This is a genomic window from Nonomuraea sp. NPDC004354, from assembly GCF_053602555.1.
Genome location: NZ_JBSGDV010000001.1, coordinates 457,527 through 471,883, shown reverse-complemented (window position 1 = coordinate 471,883; position 14,357 = coordinate 457,527). Strand labels below are relative to the sequence as shown.

At 71.7% G+C, this 14,357-nt stretch carries 11 protein-coding genes; 2 read left to right on the top strand and 9 right to left on the bottom strand.

Annotated features, from left to right (window positions below):
- Position 1: 1 nt before the first annotated feature.
- Complete coding sequence (locus tag ACWENQ_RS02190; protein ID WP_452412654.1) at positions 2 to 601, top strand: TetR/AcrR family transcriptional regulator; 600 nt, start codon at positions 2 to 4, stop codon at positions 599 to 601.
- Here the strand turns inward: ACWENQ_RS02190 and ACWENQ_RS02185 are convergent.
- Positions 579 to 1,481: a cyclase family protein gene (locus ACWENQ_RS02185; RefSeq protein WP_452412653.1), complete on the bottom strand. Its 903-nt coding sequence runs from the start codon at positions 1,479 to 1,481 to the stop codon at positions 579 to 581. The genes ACWENQ_RS02190 and ACWENQ_RS02185 overlap by 23 nt on opposite strands.
- Before the next feature lie 31 nt (positions 1,482 to 1,512).
- Here ACWENQ_RS02185 and ACWENQ_RS02180 point away from each other — a divergent pair, with 31 nt between their 5' ends.
- Positions 1,513 to 2,673: a serine hydrolase domain-containing protein gene (locus ACWENQ_RS02180; protein WP_452412652.1), complete on the top strand. Its 1,161-nt coding sequence runs from the start codon at positions 1,513 to 1,515 to the stop codon at positions 2,671 to 2,673.
- A gap of 125 nt (positions 2,674 to 2,798) precedes the next feature.
- On the opposite strand, the gene ACWENQ_RS02175 is transcribed toward ACWENQ_RS02180, so the two are convergent.
- The 8 genes from ACWENQ_RS02175 to ACWENQ_RS02140 form a co-directional block, all read right to left on the bottom strand.
- Positions 2,799 to 3,542 (bottom strand): SDR family NAD(P)-dependent oxidoreductase, encoded by a 744-nt coding sequence (locus ACWENQ_RS02175; protein ID WP_452412980.1) that lies wholly within the window; start codon positions 3,540 to 3,542, stop codon positions 2,799 to 2,801.
- The gene (locus ACWENQ_RS02170) at positions 3,542 to 4,132 is read right to left on the bottom strand and encodes a cysteine hydrolase (protein ID WP_452412651.1); all 591 of its coding nucleotides are present in this window, start codon (positions 4,130 to 4,132) and stop codon (positions 3,542 to 3,544) included. The genes ACWENQ_RS02175 and ACWENQ_RS02170 overlap by 1 nt, the downstream gene beginning before the upstream one ends.
- A gap of 171 nt (positions 4,133 to 4,303) precedes the next feature.
- Entirely contained in the window at positions 4,304 to 8,872 is a 4,569-nt protein-coding gene (locus tag ACWENQ_RS02165) for a ThuA domain-containing protein (protein ID WP_452412650.1), read from the bottom strand.
- A 30-nt stretch (positions 8,873 to 8,902) separates the two neighbouring features.
- Positions 8,903 to 9,718, bottom strand: coding sequence for a sugar phosphate isomerase/epimerase family protein (locus ACWENQ_RS02160; protein ID WP_449917150.1), 816 nt, complete (start codon positions 9,716 to 9,718; stop codon positions 8,903 to 8,905).
- The gene (locus tag ACWENQ_RS02155; RefSeq protein WP_449917153.1) at positions 9,715 to 10,953 is read right to left on the bottom strand and encodes a substrate-binding domain-containing protein; all 1,239 of its coding nucleotides are present in this window, start codon (positions 10,951 to 10,953) and stop codon (positions 9,715 to 9,717) included. Before ACWENQ_RS02155 ends, ACWENQ_RS02160 begins: the two co-directional genes overlap by 4 nt.
- On the bottom strand, positions 10,940 to 11,908 hold the full coding sequence (locus ACWENQ_RS02150) for an ABC transporter permease (RefSeq protein ID WP_452412649.1): 969 nt from the start codon (positions 11,906 to 11,908) through the stop codon (positions 10,940 to 10,942). Before ACWENQ_RS02150 ends, ACWENQ_RS02155 begins: the two co-directional genes overlap by 14 nt.
- Positions 11,905 to 12,930, bottom strand: coding sequence for an ABC transporter permease (locus tag ACWENQ_RS02145; RefSeq protein WP_452412648.1), 1,026 nt, complete (start codon positions 12,928 to 12,930; stop codon positions 11,905 to 11,907). Before ACWENQ_RS02145 ends, ACWENQ_RS02150 begins: the two co-directional genes overlap by 4 nt.
- Positions 12,927 to 14,357 (bottom strand): sugar ABC transporter ATP-binding protein, encoded by a 1,431-nt coding sequence (locus ACWENQ_RS02140; protein ID WP_452412979.1) that lies wholly within the window; start codon positions 14,355 to 14,357, stop codon positions 12,927 to 12,929. Before ACWENQ_RS02140 ends, ACWENQ_RS02145 begins: the two co-directional genes overlap by 4 nt.

The window sequence follows — 14,357 nt, the reverse complement described above, 5'->3', positions numbered from 1 at the left end:
CATGGCCAGGACGAAGGAGTTCGATCCCGACGAGGCGCTGCAGAAGGCCATGGAGCTGTTCTGGCGGCGGGGCTACGAGGCCACCTCCATGTCCGACCTGGTCGAGCACCTCGGCATCGGCAGGGCGAGCATCTACGCGACCTTCGGCGGCAAGCGGGAGCTCTACCTGCGCGCCTACGACCGCTATCTCGAGCAGGGCGTCGACTTCGAGGGTCTGCTGTCGGGGCCGGGGCCGGTACTGCCCGCCGTACGGGATCTGGTCCTGAGGTTCGCCGACGAGGCCGCGCACGACGCCGACCACCGCGGCTGCCTGGTCGTCAACACCGCGGTCGAGCTGGCCCCGCACGACGAGGAGCTGGCGCGGCGGGTGGCGGCCAACTGGGACTTCGTCGAGGCCACCCTCGCCGCCGCGCTGACCAGGGCCCGCGAGCGGGGCGAGCTGGACGGCAGCCAGGACCCCCGGGCGCTCGCCCGGTTCCTGCTGACCGTGCTGCAGGGGCTGCGGCTGGTCGGCAAGGGGGCGACCGATCCGGCCCGGCTGCGCGACACCGCGACGCAGGCGCTGCGCGTCCTCGGCCTCACAGGATCGCCAGCGGGTTGACCGGGCTGCTGGTTCCCCCCTCGATCTTCAGCGGCGCGGCCACGAAGACGAACTCGGCGGGCCCGGCCGCGGCCAGCTCCTCCAGCCACAGCATCTCGACCAGGTGGATGCCATGGCGGTGGAGCAGGATCAGGTGCAGGTCGTCGGCCGGGCCCTCGTCGGCGAGCTGGCGGGCGTTCAGTCCCCCGATGGCGGCGTTGTCGCCGGCGACCGCCGCGACGTCGCGCGCGGCCAGCCAGCGGCCCGCCTCCGGCGACAGCCCCGGCTGCCCGGTCCAGTAGGTGTCCGGCCAGGTCAGCGGCCAGCCCGTACGGATCACGGCCACGTCGCCCGGCCGGACGTCCGCGTGGATCTCCTCAAGCAGCGCCGGCTCGATCCTGAAGTGGGCGGGCAGGTGCGGCATGCCGAGGTGGCCGGGGACGTCGAAGAGGATCCCGCGCGCCACGACGCCCCCTGCGTGCTCGATGCCGCAGCGGGTCGCGCCGTAGGAACGGACCCGCGCCGCGGGATGGCCGTTGTAGAGCTCCTCGCCCTCCCACATGTGGCAGAGGGCGTCCATGTGCGTCGTGGTGCCGTGGGGGGTGACGACCAGCGCGTCGTCGGCCACGCGCAGGCCCGCGCCGATCCCCCGGGCGCCGGCCGCGTAGTCGCCGCCGTCGACCGACATGAAGTGCTGGGGCAGCGGTCGGCCGCGCAGGTGGGGGACGGTGGTCGGGGCGGGCGACGACGTGGCGCCCCTGATCGGCATCGACAGGCTGAGCACCCTGCCGGTCGTGGCACTGGCCAGCGCGCGCAGCACGACCTCAGGCGTGAGCAGGTTGAGCGTGCCGCGCTGGTCGTCTGGGCCGAAGCGGCCCCAGTTGTTAGGCTCGGTAACCAAGCAAGCGCTTCCTTTCTTCCGGAGGGTGTCCATGCGGCTTGACGAGGTTTTCTCGCGCCACACCGAGCTCGGCGCGGCGTTCGCCGTCCACGTGGACGGGGAACTGGTGGCCGACCTGTGGGGCGGCGTCGCCGACCGCCGTACCGGGCGCCCGTGGGCCGCGGACACGCCCGTGCTGACCTACTCCTGCACCAAGGCGATCACGGCGACGGTCACCCTGCTGCTGGTCGAACGGGGACAGCTCGCCCTCTCCACGCCGGTGAAGGAGATCTGGCCCGAATTCTCGGCCGCCGGGGTCACCGTCGAGCACCTGCTCACTCACCAGGCGGGACTGCCGGTCATCGAGGAGCAGGTGCCGGTCGAGGAGTACGGCGACCACGCCGCCATCGCCGCCCGGCTGGCCCGCCAGTCGCCGCTGTGGGAGCCGGGCACCGCCCACGGCTACCACGCGCTGACCTACGGGTTCCTGATCGGGGAGGTGGTGCGCAGGGTCACGGGCAAATCGGTGGCCGATCTGGTCGCCGCGGAGATCGCCGGGCCGCTCGGCCTGGACATGTGGCTCGGCGCGCCCGACGAGGTCCTCCCGGCGGTGGCCAGGCTCTCGGCGGGCGACCCTGCCCCCTCTCCATCCGACACGCCACCCGCCCGGCCCTCCGACCCGGCCGCCCCGCGCCCCCGCCCGGCCGTACCGCCCGCAGGTCCGGCCGCCGCGCTGAGTGCCGCCGAGCGGGCGGCGCGCGACCCGTACAGCCTCATGAACAGGGCGCTCGGCAACCCCGGCGTGCACCGGCTCAAGGGCGGCGCCAACCACCCCACCGTCCTGCGTGCGGGCTGGCCCGCCATGGGGCTGGTGAGCACCGCGAGAGCGCTGTCCGGCTTCTACCGCGCCCTGATCGCGGGCGAGATCCTGCGGCCCGACACGCTGGCCGATGCCGTCCGGCCCAGGGTCGCGGGCCCCGACCGGGTGCTCCGCATCGGCACCGCGTTCGGGCTCGGCTTCATGACCTCCTCCGAGAGCTTCGCCCCGTTCGCCCCCACCGCGTTCGGGCACACCGGCCTGGGCGGCTTCCTCGGACTCGGCGACCCCGCGCGCGGGGTGGCCATCGCCTACACCATGAACATGCTCTCCGCCACCTTCGCCGCCACCACACCCGCGTGGGAGCTGGCCGCCGCCGTCTACGACGCGCTCTGAGCCGCCACCGCCGCCCCCACCACCGCTCCCACCGGCACCCTCACCGACACCCTCACTGACAGCCTCACCGGCACCCTCACCGGCACCCGCGGCGCCACCGCCGCGGCCGACGACACGCGCGGCGCTCACTGCATGGTCACCCCGCCGCTGACCGACAGCGTCTGGCCGGTGATGTAGGCCGCCCTGTCGGTGCACAGGTACGCCACCAGGCCCGCCACGTCCCCCGGCGCGCCCAGCCTGCGCAGCGGGATCCCCTTCGCGATCCTGTCGACCAGGCCCGGCTTCTCGGCGTCGACCCTGCGCAGCATCGGGGTGTCCGTCGGGCCCGGGCAGACCACGTTCGAGGTCACCTGCCCCCTCGCCGCCTCCCTCGCCAGCGTCTTGGCCAGCCCGAACAGGCCCGCCTTCGTCGCCGCGTAGGCTCCCTCGCCGCCCGAGCCCGCCCTGGCCCCGTCGGAGGAGACGAACACCAGCCGCCCCCAGCCGCGCTCGACCATGCCGGGCAGCAGCAGCTTCGTCATCAGCATGGGCGCGCGCAGGTTGACCAGCCACATCAGGTCCCAGTGAGCCGGATCGCCCGCGGTGAACGGCTCGACGATGGAGACTCCCGCGTTGTTGACCAGGATGTCCACCGGCCCGGCGGACCCGCAGAACGCCGTGATGGAATCCGGGTCGGCGAGGTCGACGCGGCCGGCCGTACCGGATCCCCCGGGCAGCGACCGCGCCACCTCGGCCGCGCCCTCCTCGTTCACGTCGGCGACCACCACCCGCGCGCCGAGGGCGACCAGATCCGCGCAGATCGCGGCGCCGATCGCGCCCGCTCCCCCTGTCACCACGGCCGTCCTGCCGTCCAGCCGCATGCCCTCCATCACCGGCCGCCCTCCCAGACGCGCGCGGCCGTGACCCTGGTCGCCAGCAGGCCGATGGTGTGGTCGAGGACGGCCTGCGCGTACTCCTCGGGGATGCCTGCCACGGCGTCGGTCACCACCGTGACCCGGTAGCCAAGGGCGGCCGCCTCGATGGCGAGGCCCTGGATGCCGAGGTTCAGGGACACCCCGAGGGCCACGACCCGCGCCACGCCCAGCGAGCGCAGGGTCATGTCCAGGCTGGTGCCGGTGAACGGCGAGAACCCGTGGAAGCGGCGGCTCTCCAGGTCACCGGGGTCCCATAACTCCGGCAGCACCTCGACGGCCGGGGTGCCGTCGAGCATGTGGGCCGGGTCCTTGAGCAGGTGGGCGAGGAAGGGCGTGGTGCGGGCGTGGGAGCCCGCCCGGTCGGCACGGAAGGCGGCCGTGCAGTGGATCACCGGGATGCCGGAGTTCCGCGCGCCCCGCAGGACGTGGGCGGCGTTACGGAAGACGTCGCGTTTCTCGCACGCGGCCACCAGGTCGGGAAATCGCGCGATGTCTCCGACGACGCCCCTCTGCATCTCCATCACCAGGACGGCCGTGCGATCCACCCGCCACCTCCGCTCGATCGAGCGCTTGCTTGGTAGACGGAGGTTAACATTTCCCGGCCCGGGTTATAAAGCATCCTCATGGATCTCCAGCGCAAGGTGAGCGCCGCCTGACCTCAGGGTGGCAGGAGCCCCCGGACCGCCGGGTCCGGGGGCTCCTTCATGTGCGGTGTCTCACTCCAGCGTGGTGATGACCTTGTCGGCGTCCCTGGTCAGGACCTGGCGGACGTCGGCCCTCGGCACCAGCCGCACGTCCGCCACCAGCTTCTTGAAGTCCTGCAGGTGCCGGACGGCCTTGGCGTCCCTGCCGGACGCCTCCGCCTTCCGCGCCTGGGTCAGCTCCCGGGTGAGCGACTGCGCCGCCGGCCCCGACAGCCAGCTCGTCGCCCTGAAGCGGTCGACGAGGTTCTGCATGTCCCGCAGCGACGTGGTCACCGCGTAGCGGACGTTCGTGGTGATCGCGTTGCCCGCGTTGTCGCCGGCCGTGACGGAGACGGTGTGCGCGGCCAGCGTCTGCGGGAACAGCGGCACCACCGAGTCGGGCGTGAGGGCCGAGCCGTCCAGCGTGCCCATGGTGGCCTTGACGCCAGAGGTGGTGTCGACGGCCTGCCAGGTGATGCGCAGGTCCTGGGCGTCGCCGTACACCTCGCCGTCGGAGACGCCCGAGACCATGAGCGTGGGCTTGGTGCCGTCGATCTTCAGGACGGCGGCCTTCTCCTGCTCGGTGGTGCCCGCCGTGTCGGTCGAGCGGTAGCGCAGCTCGTGCGGTCCGTCGCCGCTGACGACCACGGGCCGGCCGGCGTAGGCCGTCCAGGCGCCCTCGTCGAGGGAGTACTCCGTCTTCGACACCCCCGAGGTGGTGTCGGTGGCGGACAGCGTGACGGGGATGTCGCCGTCGTTCCAGCCCTCGGCGTTGGGCGGGGCGAAGGCGGCGGTGGTCACGGGCGCGGTGGCGTCGAGCTTGAGGTCGAGCGCCTTGGGCTCCTCCACGTTGCCCGCGGCGTCACGCGAACGGAACTCCACCTTCCTGGTGCCGTCCCCGCTGACCAGGACGGGCTCGGTGTAGGGCGTCCAGGCGCCGCCGTCGAGACGCCATTCGGTGGCGGCGACCTCCGACGCCTCGTCCGTGGCCGTCAGCGTGACCTCGACGGGCGCGGTGGTGTGCCATCCGGCCGCGTTCGGCTGGGCGGCCTTGGCGGTGGTGACCGGCGGCGTCCGGTCGGCGCCGGCGGCGGAGGTGAAGCGGAAGCGCTGGTTGGGGGCGTTCGCGCAGGTCCACTGGATCACCGCCGCGTTGTCGGCCTGGGAGACGCCGTTGACGTCGACGCACAGGCCGCTGGCCGCGGCCGTGACGATGTGGTCGTCGCCGGCGGAGGTGATGAAGAAGCGCTGGTGGACCTGGTGGGCGGCGCCGTCGGGGTGGCAGGTCCACTGGACGAGCTGGGTGCCCGCGGTGGTCGATCCGCCCGGCACGTCCAGGCACTTGCCGCTCTTGACGTTCTTGAGCTGGTAGCCGCCCGCGGTGGCGGGGATCGCCTCCCACTTCTGCTCGTCGCCCTGGGTGGCGCCCAGTTGCACGATCTTGGCGTCGTCGAGCAGGGACACCGGGGTGACGTTCTTGCCGCTGTGCTGGGCGGTGACGGTGTAGACGCCGGGCTCGAGCCCGCCGCCCGCGTCCTCGCCGGCGAACTGGACGGCGTCCAGGTCGAACCCGTTGTCACGGCTGTTCTTGAACACCGCGTAGACGGTCTTGGTGCGCACGTCGTTCTTCACCGGGACGGCGCTGGTCATCTGGTAGACGTCCCAGTCGCCGGTGTTCTGGACCGGGGCCGTGGCCAGGAGCGTGCCGTTGGGGGCGTCGGCGCGCAGCTCGATCATGCCGCCGCCGTACGGGCTGGAGACCCTGAAGGAGACGGACGTGACGCCGTTGAGGTCGAGCGGGGTGAAGGCGATCCAGTCGTTGTCGCTGATGTCGCCGATGCGCTTGCCGCTCTCGGCGCCCGCCTGGTCGATCACCCTGACGCCCGAGGAGGTCTTGAAGTACTCGGCCTGCTTCCGCCTCGGCTGCAGGACGACCTTGGCGTAACCGGTGAGCGGCTGCTCTCCCTTGTCGGTGTAGTGGGCGTTGATGACGTAGTAGAGGTTGGCGCCCGCGGGGTGCCCGCCGATGTCGCTGGTGGAGATGGTGCCCTCGCAGCCGGGGAGCTCGACGGTCTCGTGCTCGTGGTCGTCGTGGCCGAGCGCGGGGTTGGCGAAGACCTTCGTGCAGTCGACCGTCCCGTCCTCGGGATCGGTCACCTTGATCTTGTACGGCACGTCCTGGCCGAACTCGATCGTGCTGCCGTCGATCGGCGCCTCGAGGGTCACCACCGGCTTGGTGTTGCCGGCCGTGATGACGACGTTGGAGAAGCCCTCCTTGCCGGTGCTGTCCTTGACCTTGAGCTGCGCGGTGTACTGGCCCTTGGCCTCGTAGACGTGCGTGGCCTTGGCCGCGGTGGAGTCGAAGGTGCCGTCGCCGTCGAAGTCCCACGAGAACTCGATCGGGTCGCCGTCGGGGTCGAAGCTGCCCGCGCTGTCGAACTCCACGCTGAGCGGCGCCGGACCGTCGGTGCGCGAAGTGGTGATCTTGGCGATCGGCGCGCGGGCGCCGGCGGAGTAGTCGATCCGGTACAGGCCCGAGTCGTTGTTGCCGCCACCGAAGGAGCTGCCCCATTCCAGCAGGTACAGCGAGCCGTCCCGGCCGAAGGTCATGTCCATGGGCTTGACGAACGTGCCGAGGAAGGGGTCGATCTTGAGGAGCTTGTCCTGGTCGTCGAGGTGGATGGTCTTCACGTAGTGGCGCGACCACTCGTAGAAGAAGTTCGTGCCGTCGAAGTAGGCGGGGAACTTCGTGGTGGAGGTGGAGGCCGCGTCGTAGCGGTAGACCGGGCCGCTCATCGGGGCCGAGCCGCCGGAGCCGAGCTCGGGGAAGGAGGGCGAGGTGCCGTAGCCGTACCACATGATGGGCGGCTCGATCGGGGGCAGCTCGGTCAGGCCCGTGTTGTTCGGCGAGTCGTTGACCGGGTTCGCGCAGTCGAACTTGGGCCCGACGACCTTGGTGTCGGGGTTGTACGGGGCGTAGGCCTGGTTGTCACCGTGGCAGAACGGCCAGCCGTAGTTGCCCGCCTTCTTGATGACGTTGTACTCGACCAGCCCTTCGGGGCCGCGGTCGGTGGTCGGGCCGCCCCGGTCCGGCCCGTAGTCCGAGACGTGGACGTAGCCGGTCTTCTGGTCGACGGTGAAGCGGAACGGGTTGCGGAAGCCCATCGCGTAGACCTCCGGCCTGGTCTTGGCCGTGCCGGGCGCGAACAGGTTCCCCGAGGGGATGTCGTAGCCGCCGTCGGCCTTCGGCTTGATCCGCAGGATCTTGCCGCGCAGGTCGTTGGTGTTGCCCGCGGTGCGGGCCGCGTCCAGCATGTGCTGGCCTGGCCGCCAGTCGATGGGTGCGTAGCCCTGCCAGTCCGGCGACAGGTTGGGCGGCACGTCGTCGCCGGTGCTGAGGTAGAGGGTGCCGTCGGGGCCGAACTCCACGGCGCCGCCGGTGTGGCCGGGCTCGGGGTAGGTGCGCTGCCGGTAGGCGGGCACGTCGATGATCTTCTTCTCGGACGCGAGGTCGATGCTGTCGCCCGTCACGGTGAAGCGGGAGAGCCTGTTGACGTCCTCGGCGCTGGAGGCGGGCGAGTAGTAGAGGTAGATCCAGCCGTTCTCCGCGAAGGCCGGGTCGAGTTCCATGCCGACCAGGCCGTCCTCGCCTCCGGTGTAGACGTCGAGGGTGGCCGCGGTGACCGTGGTGTGCGTGTCGGGCTTGAAGATCTTGATCTCGCCCTTGCGCTGCACGTAGAAGACGCGGCCGTCGGCGGCCACGTCCAGTTCCATGGGGTCGGCGGTGTTGTCGTCGAGAGTGATCTTCTCGAAGCTGCTGTTCACCGTTCCGCCGCAGTCACCCGCCGCGGCGCCCGCGGCCCAGTTGATCCCGCCGAGGACGTGCGTGCGGAAGGCGGGCTCGGTGTAGGAGGCGGTGTCGTGTCCCATGGCGGTCGCCCACACCTTGCCGCCTTCGGCGTTGCGGCACCAGGAGATGGGGTGGTCCGGTCCCATGGCCGAGGGGCCCGGGTTGTAGGTCTTCTCGTCGGCCGACACCAGCACGTGCACGTTGCCGCGCGGGTTGGGCGCGAAGTTGTACCACTCCTCGGGCCGCTCCCAGCGCAGGGGCAGTTCCTTGGTCGACGGGTGGACCCGGTCGGTGACCTTGGCCGTGCCCTGCAGCACGCCAGGGGAGTGGGCGGGCATGTGCGCGCCGCCGTTGACCAGGTCGTCCCACCAGGGGAAGTCGTTCTCGATGCCCATGTCGAGCGCGTTGTGGACGGCGACGACGCCCTTGCCCGAGCGGACGTACTTCTGCAGGGCCTGGCGCTGGGCGTCGTTCTCCCAGACCATGCCGGAGTTCTGCAGCATGATCAGCACGTCGTAGCCGGCCAGGTCGGTGTCGTTGAACACCGAGGAGTCGTCGGTCTGCACGACCGCGAAGTGGTTGGCCGCGCCCAGGTCCTTGACCATCTGGATGCCGGCCGGGATGGAGCCGTGGACGTAGCCGACGGCCTTGGTGAAGAGAAGCGCGCGGAAGGTCTCGTGGGCGGTGGCGTTCGCCGTGCCCGGTAACAACAGCAGGAAGGGGAGAATCAGGGCAGCGCAAAGACGACGCATGGCGGTGACTCCGGTGACAGAGGGGAAGAGTCAGAGGGTGCGGAGGAAGGCCAGCCCGTCGACGGCGAGAGCGTCCTGGCTGGATGCGAGCGGCCGCCAGATGGAGGCCGCGGTGGCGATCGTCCGGTTGTGGGCGGTGAAGGACTCGATGACGAGCGGCCCCTGGTAGGAGGCCGCGCGCAGGGCCGTCGTGAAGCCCGGCCAGTCGAAGCGGTCCTGCCCGGGGGTCCCCCGGTCGGTGCCGCACACCTGGACATGCGCGATCCTGCCGGCGGCCGCGCGGACGGCGGCGGCGGGATCCTTCTCCTCGATGTTCAGGTGGTAGACGTCGAGCGCCAGGTCGGCGCCCTCCGGCAGGGCTTCGAGCGCCTGCTCCACAGTGTTGAGCAGGCTGGTCTCGTAGCGGTTGAGCGGTTCGACGGCCAGCCGTACCGGGCTGTGGTCGATGACGGGCCTGAGGTTCTCGCGCAGCTCGGCGTAGGCGGCCGCGCGCTCCTCCCCCGACATCCGCCACGTACGGCCGACCGCGCTGTAGGCGGGTCCGGCGATGACGGGAGACCCGACGATCTCGGCCACGTCCATGCAGTGCATGAGGTAGTCCTGGGTCTCCTTGACCGTGCCGGAGGCGACCAGGTCCCGGCCCGGCGGCATGACCAGCACCACCGTGGCGGCCAGGCCGAGCTCGGCGAGCAGGTCGGCCGCCCTGGCGGGGTCCCAGTCGCCGGGCTGCTCCACGGGCAGTTCGATGACGTCGAACCCCCACCCCGCGACCTTGGGCGCGAGCGCCGCCAGGTCGCGGTCGGTGAGCGGCGAGGTCCACACCCAGGTGTTGACCCCGAGGTTCACTTCTTGCCGCCCCAGGTCTCGGGGAAGCCGGGCAGGGTCTCGCACCCGCACAGCGCGTAGTGCAGCGGCGGCATGTTCGGCTGCAGGTAGGTGTCCAGCGTGTCAGCGGTGATCTTCGGCTGGGGCAGCTTCCAGGTCTTCGGCACCTCCTCACCCTTGAGGATCTTGAGAGCGGCGATGACGGGCGTGCGCCACTGGTAGGTGGGGTAGGTGGGCGCGACGGCGGTCAGGTTGTTCTGCTTCCACTTCTGCAGGAAGTCCTGCTGGTCCTCGCCGACCATGGCGGGGACGGGCACGCCCGCGTCCTCGAAGGCCTCGACGGCGGCGACGGCCGTCGCGCCGGCGTCCATCCAGACCCCGTCGAGCTTGCCGTGGCGGGCCAGGTAGTCGCTGACGATGCTCTTGGTCTTGGCCGCGTCGCCGTCGGTGAACTCCACGCCGACGACCTGCAGCGCGCTCTTGTCGAAGGTCACCTTGGCGGCGGACCAGCGGGTCTCGAGCACGTCGACGCCGGGCAGGATGCGCAGGGCGAGGATCTTCCCGCCCGCGGGGACCTTCTCGACGAGGAACTCGGCGCCGTCGGCGCCGAAGGCGTAGCCGCCGATCGGGTTGATCATGGTGACGGGGCAGTCGGTCTCCACGCCCCGGTCGAAGACGATCACCGGCAGCTTCCCGCAGGCCGCCTTGACCGCGGGGGTGAGGGTGGCGGTGGTGTTCGGCGAGACGATCAGCGCGTCACAGCCCTTGCCGGTCAGCTCGGCGATGTCGGAGATCTGCTTGTCGTCCTTGCCCTCGGCGTCGAGAGCGGTGAACGTGGTGATCTCCTTGTGCAGCGCCACCTCGGCCTGCATGCTCTTCCAGCCGACCTGCCGCCACGGGTTGTTGACCGCCGCGTTGGAGAAGCACAGGTGGTACCCGCCGGCCTTCTTGTACTGGGTGGTGCTCACCATCTGCGGGTCGATGGCCTGCTCCCACGGTTTGTCCGCCGGGCCCTGCGCGGTCTTGGCGCGCATGGCGAGCTGTGCGTCGTAGTCGGCCTGGACGAAGAACGCCGACTGCCGGCCGGTGCCCGCGGCCGTGGTCCCGGAGGCTGTGGTCTCGGCGGCCGGGGCGGAGGAGGCGGGGCCCGACGACCGCGCGGCGGTGGCCGTGTCCGTCGGCTTGTCGCTGGTGCAGCCCGCGACGAGCAGCGCGACCGCCGTCACCGCGAGCATGAGGGGTTTACGACGCGACATGGGCGTCTCCTTTGAACTTCCGGGGGGTGTTTCGGGGGGTGTTTCGGAAGGTGAGGGAGAAAGGCAGTCGTACGGCTCCCGCCGCCACGGCGGCGATGATGATGACGCCCTGCACGGTGAACTCCAGGGCCCCCGAGATCCCGTACAGGTTGAGCAGGGTGAACAGCGCCTCCAGGGTGAACGCCCCGGCCATGGCGGCCACGACCGACCCCCTGCCGCCGCCGAGCGCCACGCCGCCGAGGACGACCGCGGTGATGGCGGAGAACTCCAGGCCCTGCCCGACCTGCGCCGACACGCCCGCGAACCCGCCGAGCAGGACGCCCGCGACCGCGGCGGCCAGGCCCGAGACGGCGAAGGCGAAGATCTTGACCCTGGTGACCCTGACACCCGACAGCGCGGCCGTCCGGGCGTTGTCGCCCGTCGCGATGAGCGTGCGGCCGACGTCGGCGCGCATGAGCAGGACCGCCGCGGCCCCGACGGCGGCGAGGATCAGCACCGACCAGAGGGTGTCGCGCCCGAACACCCTGAAGGCCTGCGAGAGCGCGCCGCGCGGCGCGCCGCCCGTCCAGAGGAACACCGCGCCCGACAGCACGAGCATCATGCCGAGCGTGGTGATGAACGACGGCACCCGCAGCAGCGTCGTCACCGCCCCGTTGACCAGGCCGACCAGCAGGCCGATGACGACCACCAGGGCGAGGACGGGCCAGGTGGCCGCCTCGTTCCCGTCGATCAGCCGGGCGGCGACGACCACCTCGACGGTGACCAGCGAGCCGACCGAGAGGTCGAACTCGCCCGAGACGATCACGAAGTACTGCCCCGCCGCCAGGATCACCAGCGGCGCGGCCCGCTTGACGAAGGCGAGGAAGCCGGCGGGTTCGAGGAAGAACGGGTTGGCCAGCGCGATCGCCGCCAGCAGGACGGCCAGGACCGCGAAGATCGGGAGCGCGCGCTTCACGAGGTGCTCCTCTTCCTGGCGTAGACGGCCACGGCCACCACGATGACCACGCCCCGCACGACGTCCTTGACGAAGGAGTTGACCTCGAGCTGGTTGAAGACGCTGTCGAGCACGGCCAGCAGCAGCACGCCGCCGACGGTGCCGGCGACGCCGCCCCTGCCGCCGGCCAGCGCCGTGCCGCCGAGGACGACCGCGGCGATCGACTCCAGGTCGTAACCGCCGTCGGTGCCCACGGTGGGGACTCCGGCGCCGAGCCGGCTGGCCAGCAGCAGGCCCGCGATGCCGGCGCACAGCGAGCACAGGACGTGCGTCACGATGATCACCCGGTCGGTGCGGACGCCGGACAGGCGGGCCACGTCGGGGTCGCCGCCGACGGCGTGGACGCGGTAGCCGTACCTGGTCCTGGCGAGCAGGAACCAGGCGGTCAGGGCCACGGCCGCCCACAGCATCGCGGAGACGGGGACGGGGCCGACGCGGTCGTAGCCGAGGTGCTGGAACGACTCGGGGACGCGCCCGGCGGGGCCGTCGTAGAGGTGGTCCAGGACGCCCTTGATGATCAGGGCGACGCCGAGGGTGGCGATGAAGGCGTGGACCTTCAGCTTGGTGATCACCACACCGTTGACCAGGCCCACGAGGGCGCTGACGGCGATGACGGCGGCGACGCCCCCCGGGACGCTGCCCGCCTGCATGATCTCGGCGGCGACCAGCGAGGACAGGCTGATGAGGTAGGCGACCGACAGGTCGAGCGAGCCCGCCAGGATGGCCAGGGTCTGGCCGACGGCCACGATGCCGAGGGCGGCGCTGCGCTGCTGGACGCCGACGACGCTCTCCATGGTCAGCAGGTTCCCGCCGTCGGCGGCCACGAGGATCGAGCCGATCACGATCGTGGCCGCGAGCGCGACGAACACCGCCCTGGTCGGGCCCAGGTTCGCCCATCGGCGCCGCGCCGCGCCCGCCCCGCGCCTGCGGGGGACGGCCGCCTCCCGTGGGGCCTCGAGCCGGGAAGGGGGCGCGTCGTTCATGCCGCCTCCTCGCCGGCCGCCAGCCGCATGACGGCCTCCTCCGACGCGCCCGCCGGCAGGGTGCCCGCGATGCGCCCGTCGCGCAGGACGACGACGCGGTCGCTCATGCCGATCAGCTCCGGCAGCTCGGAGGAGATCATCATGATCGCCGTCCCGTCCTCGGCCAGCTCCCGCATGAGGTCGTGGATCGCGGCCTTGGCCCCGACGTCGACCCCGCGGGTCGGCTCGTCGAAGAGCAGGACGTCGGGGGCGAGCGTCATCCACTTGGCGAGGACGACCTTCTGCTGGTTGCCGCCCGACAGGTAGCGCACCTCCTGCGAGGGGCGGGGCGGCGAGAGCCGTACGCGGTCGAGGAGGTCGCGCACGGAGCCGCCGCGGCGGCCGACCGCGCGCGCGACCAGCAGCGCGTTGTCCCGAACGGACTGGCGCAGGGCCAGTCCTTCGGCCTTGCGGTCCTCGGTGACCAGCCCGATGCCGGCGGCGACGGCCTCGCGGACCGAGCGGGGCCGGATCGGGGTCATCGTGCCCGTGGTGAAGGGGGCGGCGCCGAACAGCGCCTTGGCCAGGGAGGAGCGGCCGGAGCCCTGCAGGCCCGCGATGCCGACGATCTCGCCCGCCCGCAGCTCCAGCGAGATGTCCGACAGGCGGGCGTTGCCGCCGCCGGTGACGCGCAGCCGCACCTCTCCGGTCGACGCGGCGCGCGGCGGGTAGTAGGTGCCCAGGTCGCGGCCCACCATCAGGCGGACCAGGTCGTCGGCGGTGACCTCGGCGGCGGCGACGGTGGTGACGAGGCGGCCGTCCTTCAGCACCGTGACCCGGGAGGCGAGGTCGAAGACCTCGCGCAGGCGGTGCGAGATGTACAGCACCGCGATCCCGCGTTGCTGTAATCGCCTGACCAGCCGGTACAGCAGCTCCACCTCGTGGTCGGCGAGCGCGGCCGTCGGCTCGTCCATCACCACGATGCGCGCGTCGAGCGAGAGCGCCTTGACGATCTCCACGACCTGCTGCTGCGCGACCGAGAGCCGCTTGACCGGGTCGCGGGGTCCGAAGGAGTCCTCGCCGAGCTCGGTGAGAAGCGCGGCGGTCGCGGCGTCCATCGCGGCCCGGTCCACCAGGCCGCGGCGCAGCGGCTCCCTGCCGAGGAAGACGTTCTCGGCGACGCTGCGCTCGGGCAGCAGCGTGAACTCCTGGTAGATGATCGCCACCCCGGCCCGCTGGGCGTCGAGCGGGTGGCTGAAGGAGACCGGCCGCCCGTCGATGGTGATCGTCCCCGCGTCGGGCGCGTGCACCCCGGCCAGGATCTTCATGAGCGTGGACTTGCCCGCGCCGTTCTCGCCGACGACGGCGTGCACCTGGCCGGCCTCGACCGCCAGGTCCACCTCCGACAGCACCCGCACGCCGAGGAAGCTCTTGCCGATCCCGGTCAT

Bases quoted from the DNA above. Each gene is read 5' to 3' on its own strand.
- ACWENQ_RS02140 (WP_452412979.1), bottom strand. From the start codon at position 14,357: ATGACCGGGATCGGCAAGAGCTTCCTCGGCGTGCGGGTGCTGTCGGAG.
- ACWENQ_RS02175 (WP_452412980.1), bottom strand. From the start codon at position 3,542: ATGGAGGGCATGCGGCTGGACGGCAGGACGGCCGTGGTGACAGGGGGA.
- ACWENQ_RS02180 (WP_452412652.1), top strand. From the start codon at position 1,513: ATGCGGCTTGACGAGGTTTTCTCGCGCCACACCGAGCTCGGCGCGGCG.
- ACWENQ_RS02190 (WP_452412654.1), top strand. From the start codon at position 2: ATGGCCAGGACGAAGGAGTTCGATCCCGACGAGGCGCTGCAGAAGGCC.
- ACWENQ_RS02155 (WP_449917153.1), bottom strand. From the start codon at position 10,953: ATGTCGCGTCGTAAACCCCTCATGCTCGCGGTGACGGCGGTCGCGCTG.
- ACWENQ_RS02165 (WP_452412650.1), bottom strand. From the start codon at position 8,872: ATGCGTCGTCTTTGCGCTGCCCTGATTCTCCCCTTCCTGCTGTTGTTA.
- ACWENQ_RS02145 (WP_452412648.1), bottom strand. From the start codon at position 12,930: ATGAACGACGCGCCCCCTTCCCGGCTCGAGGCCCCACGGGAGGCGGCC.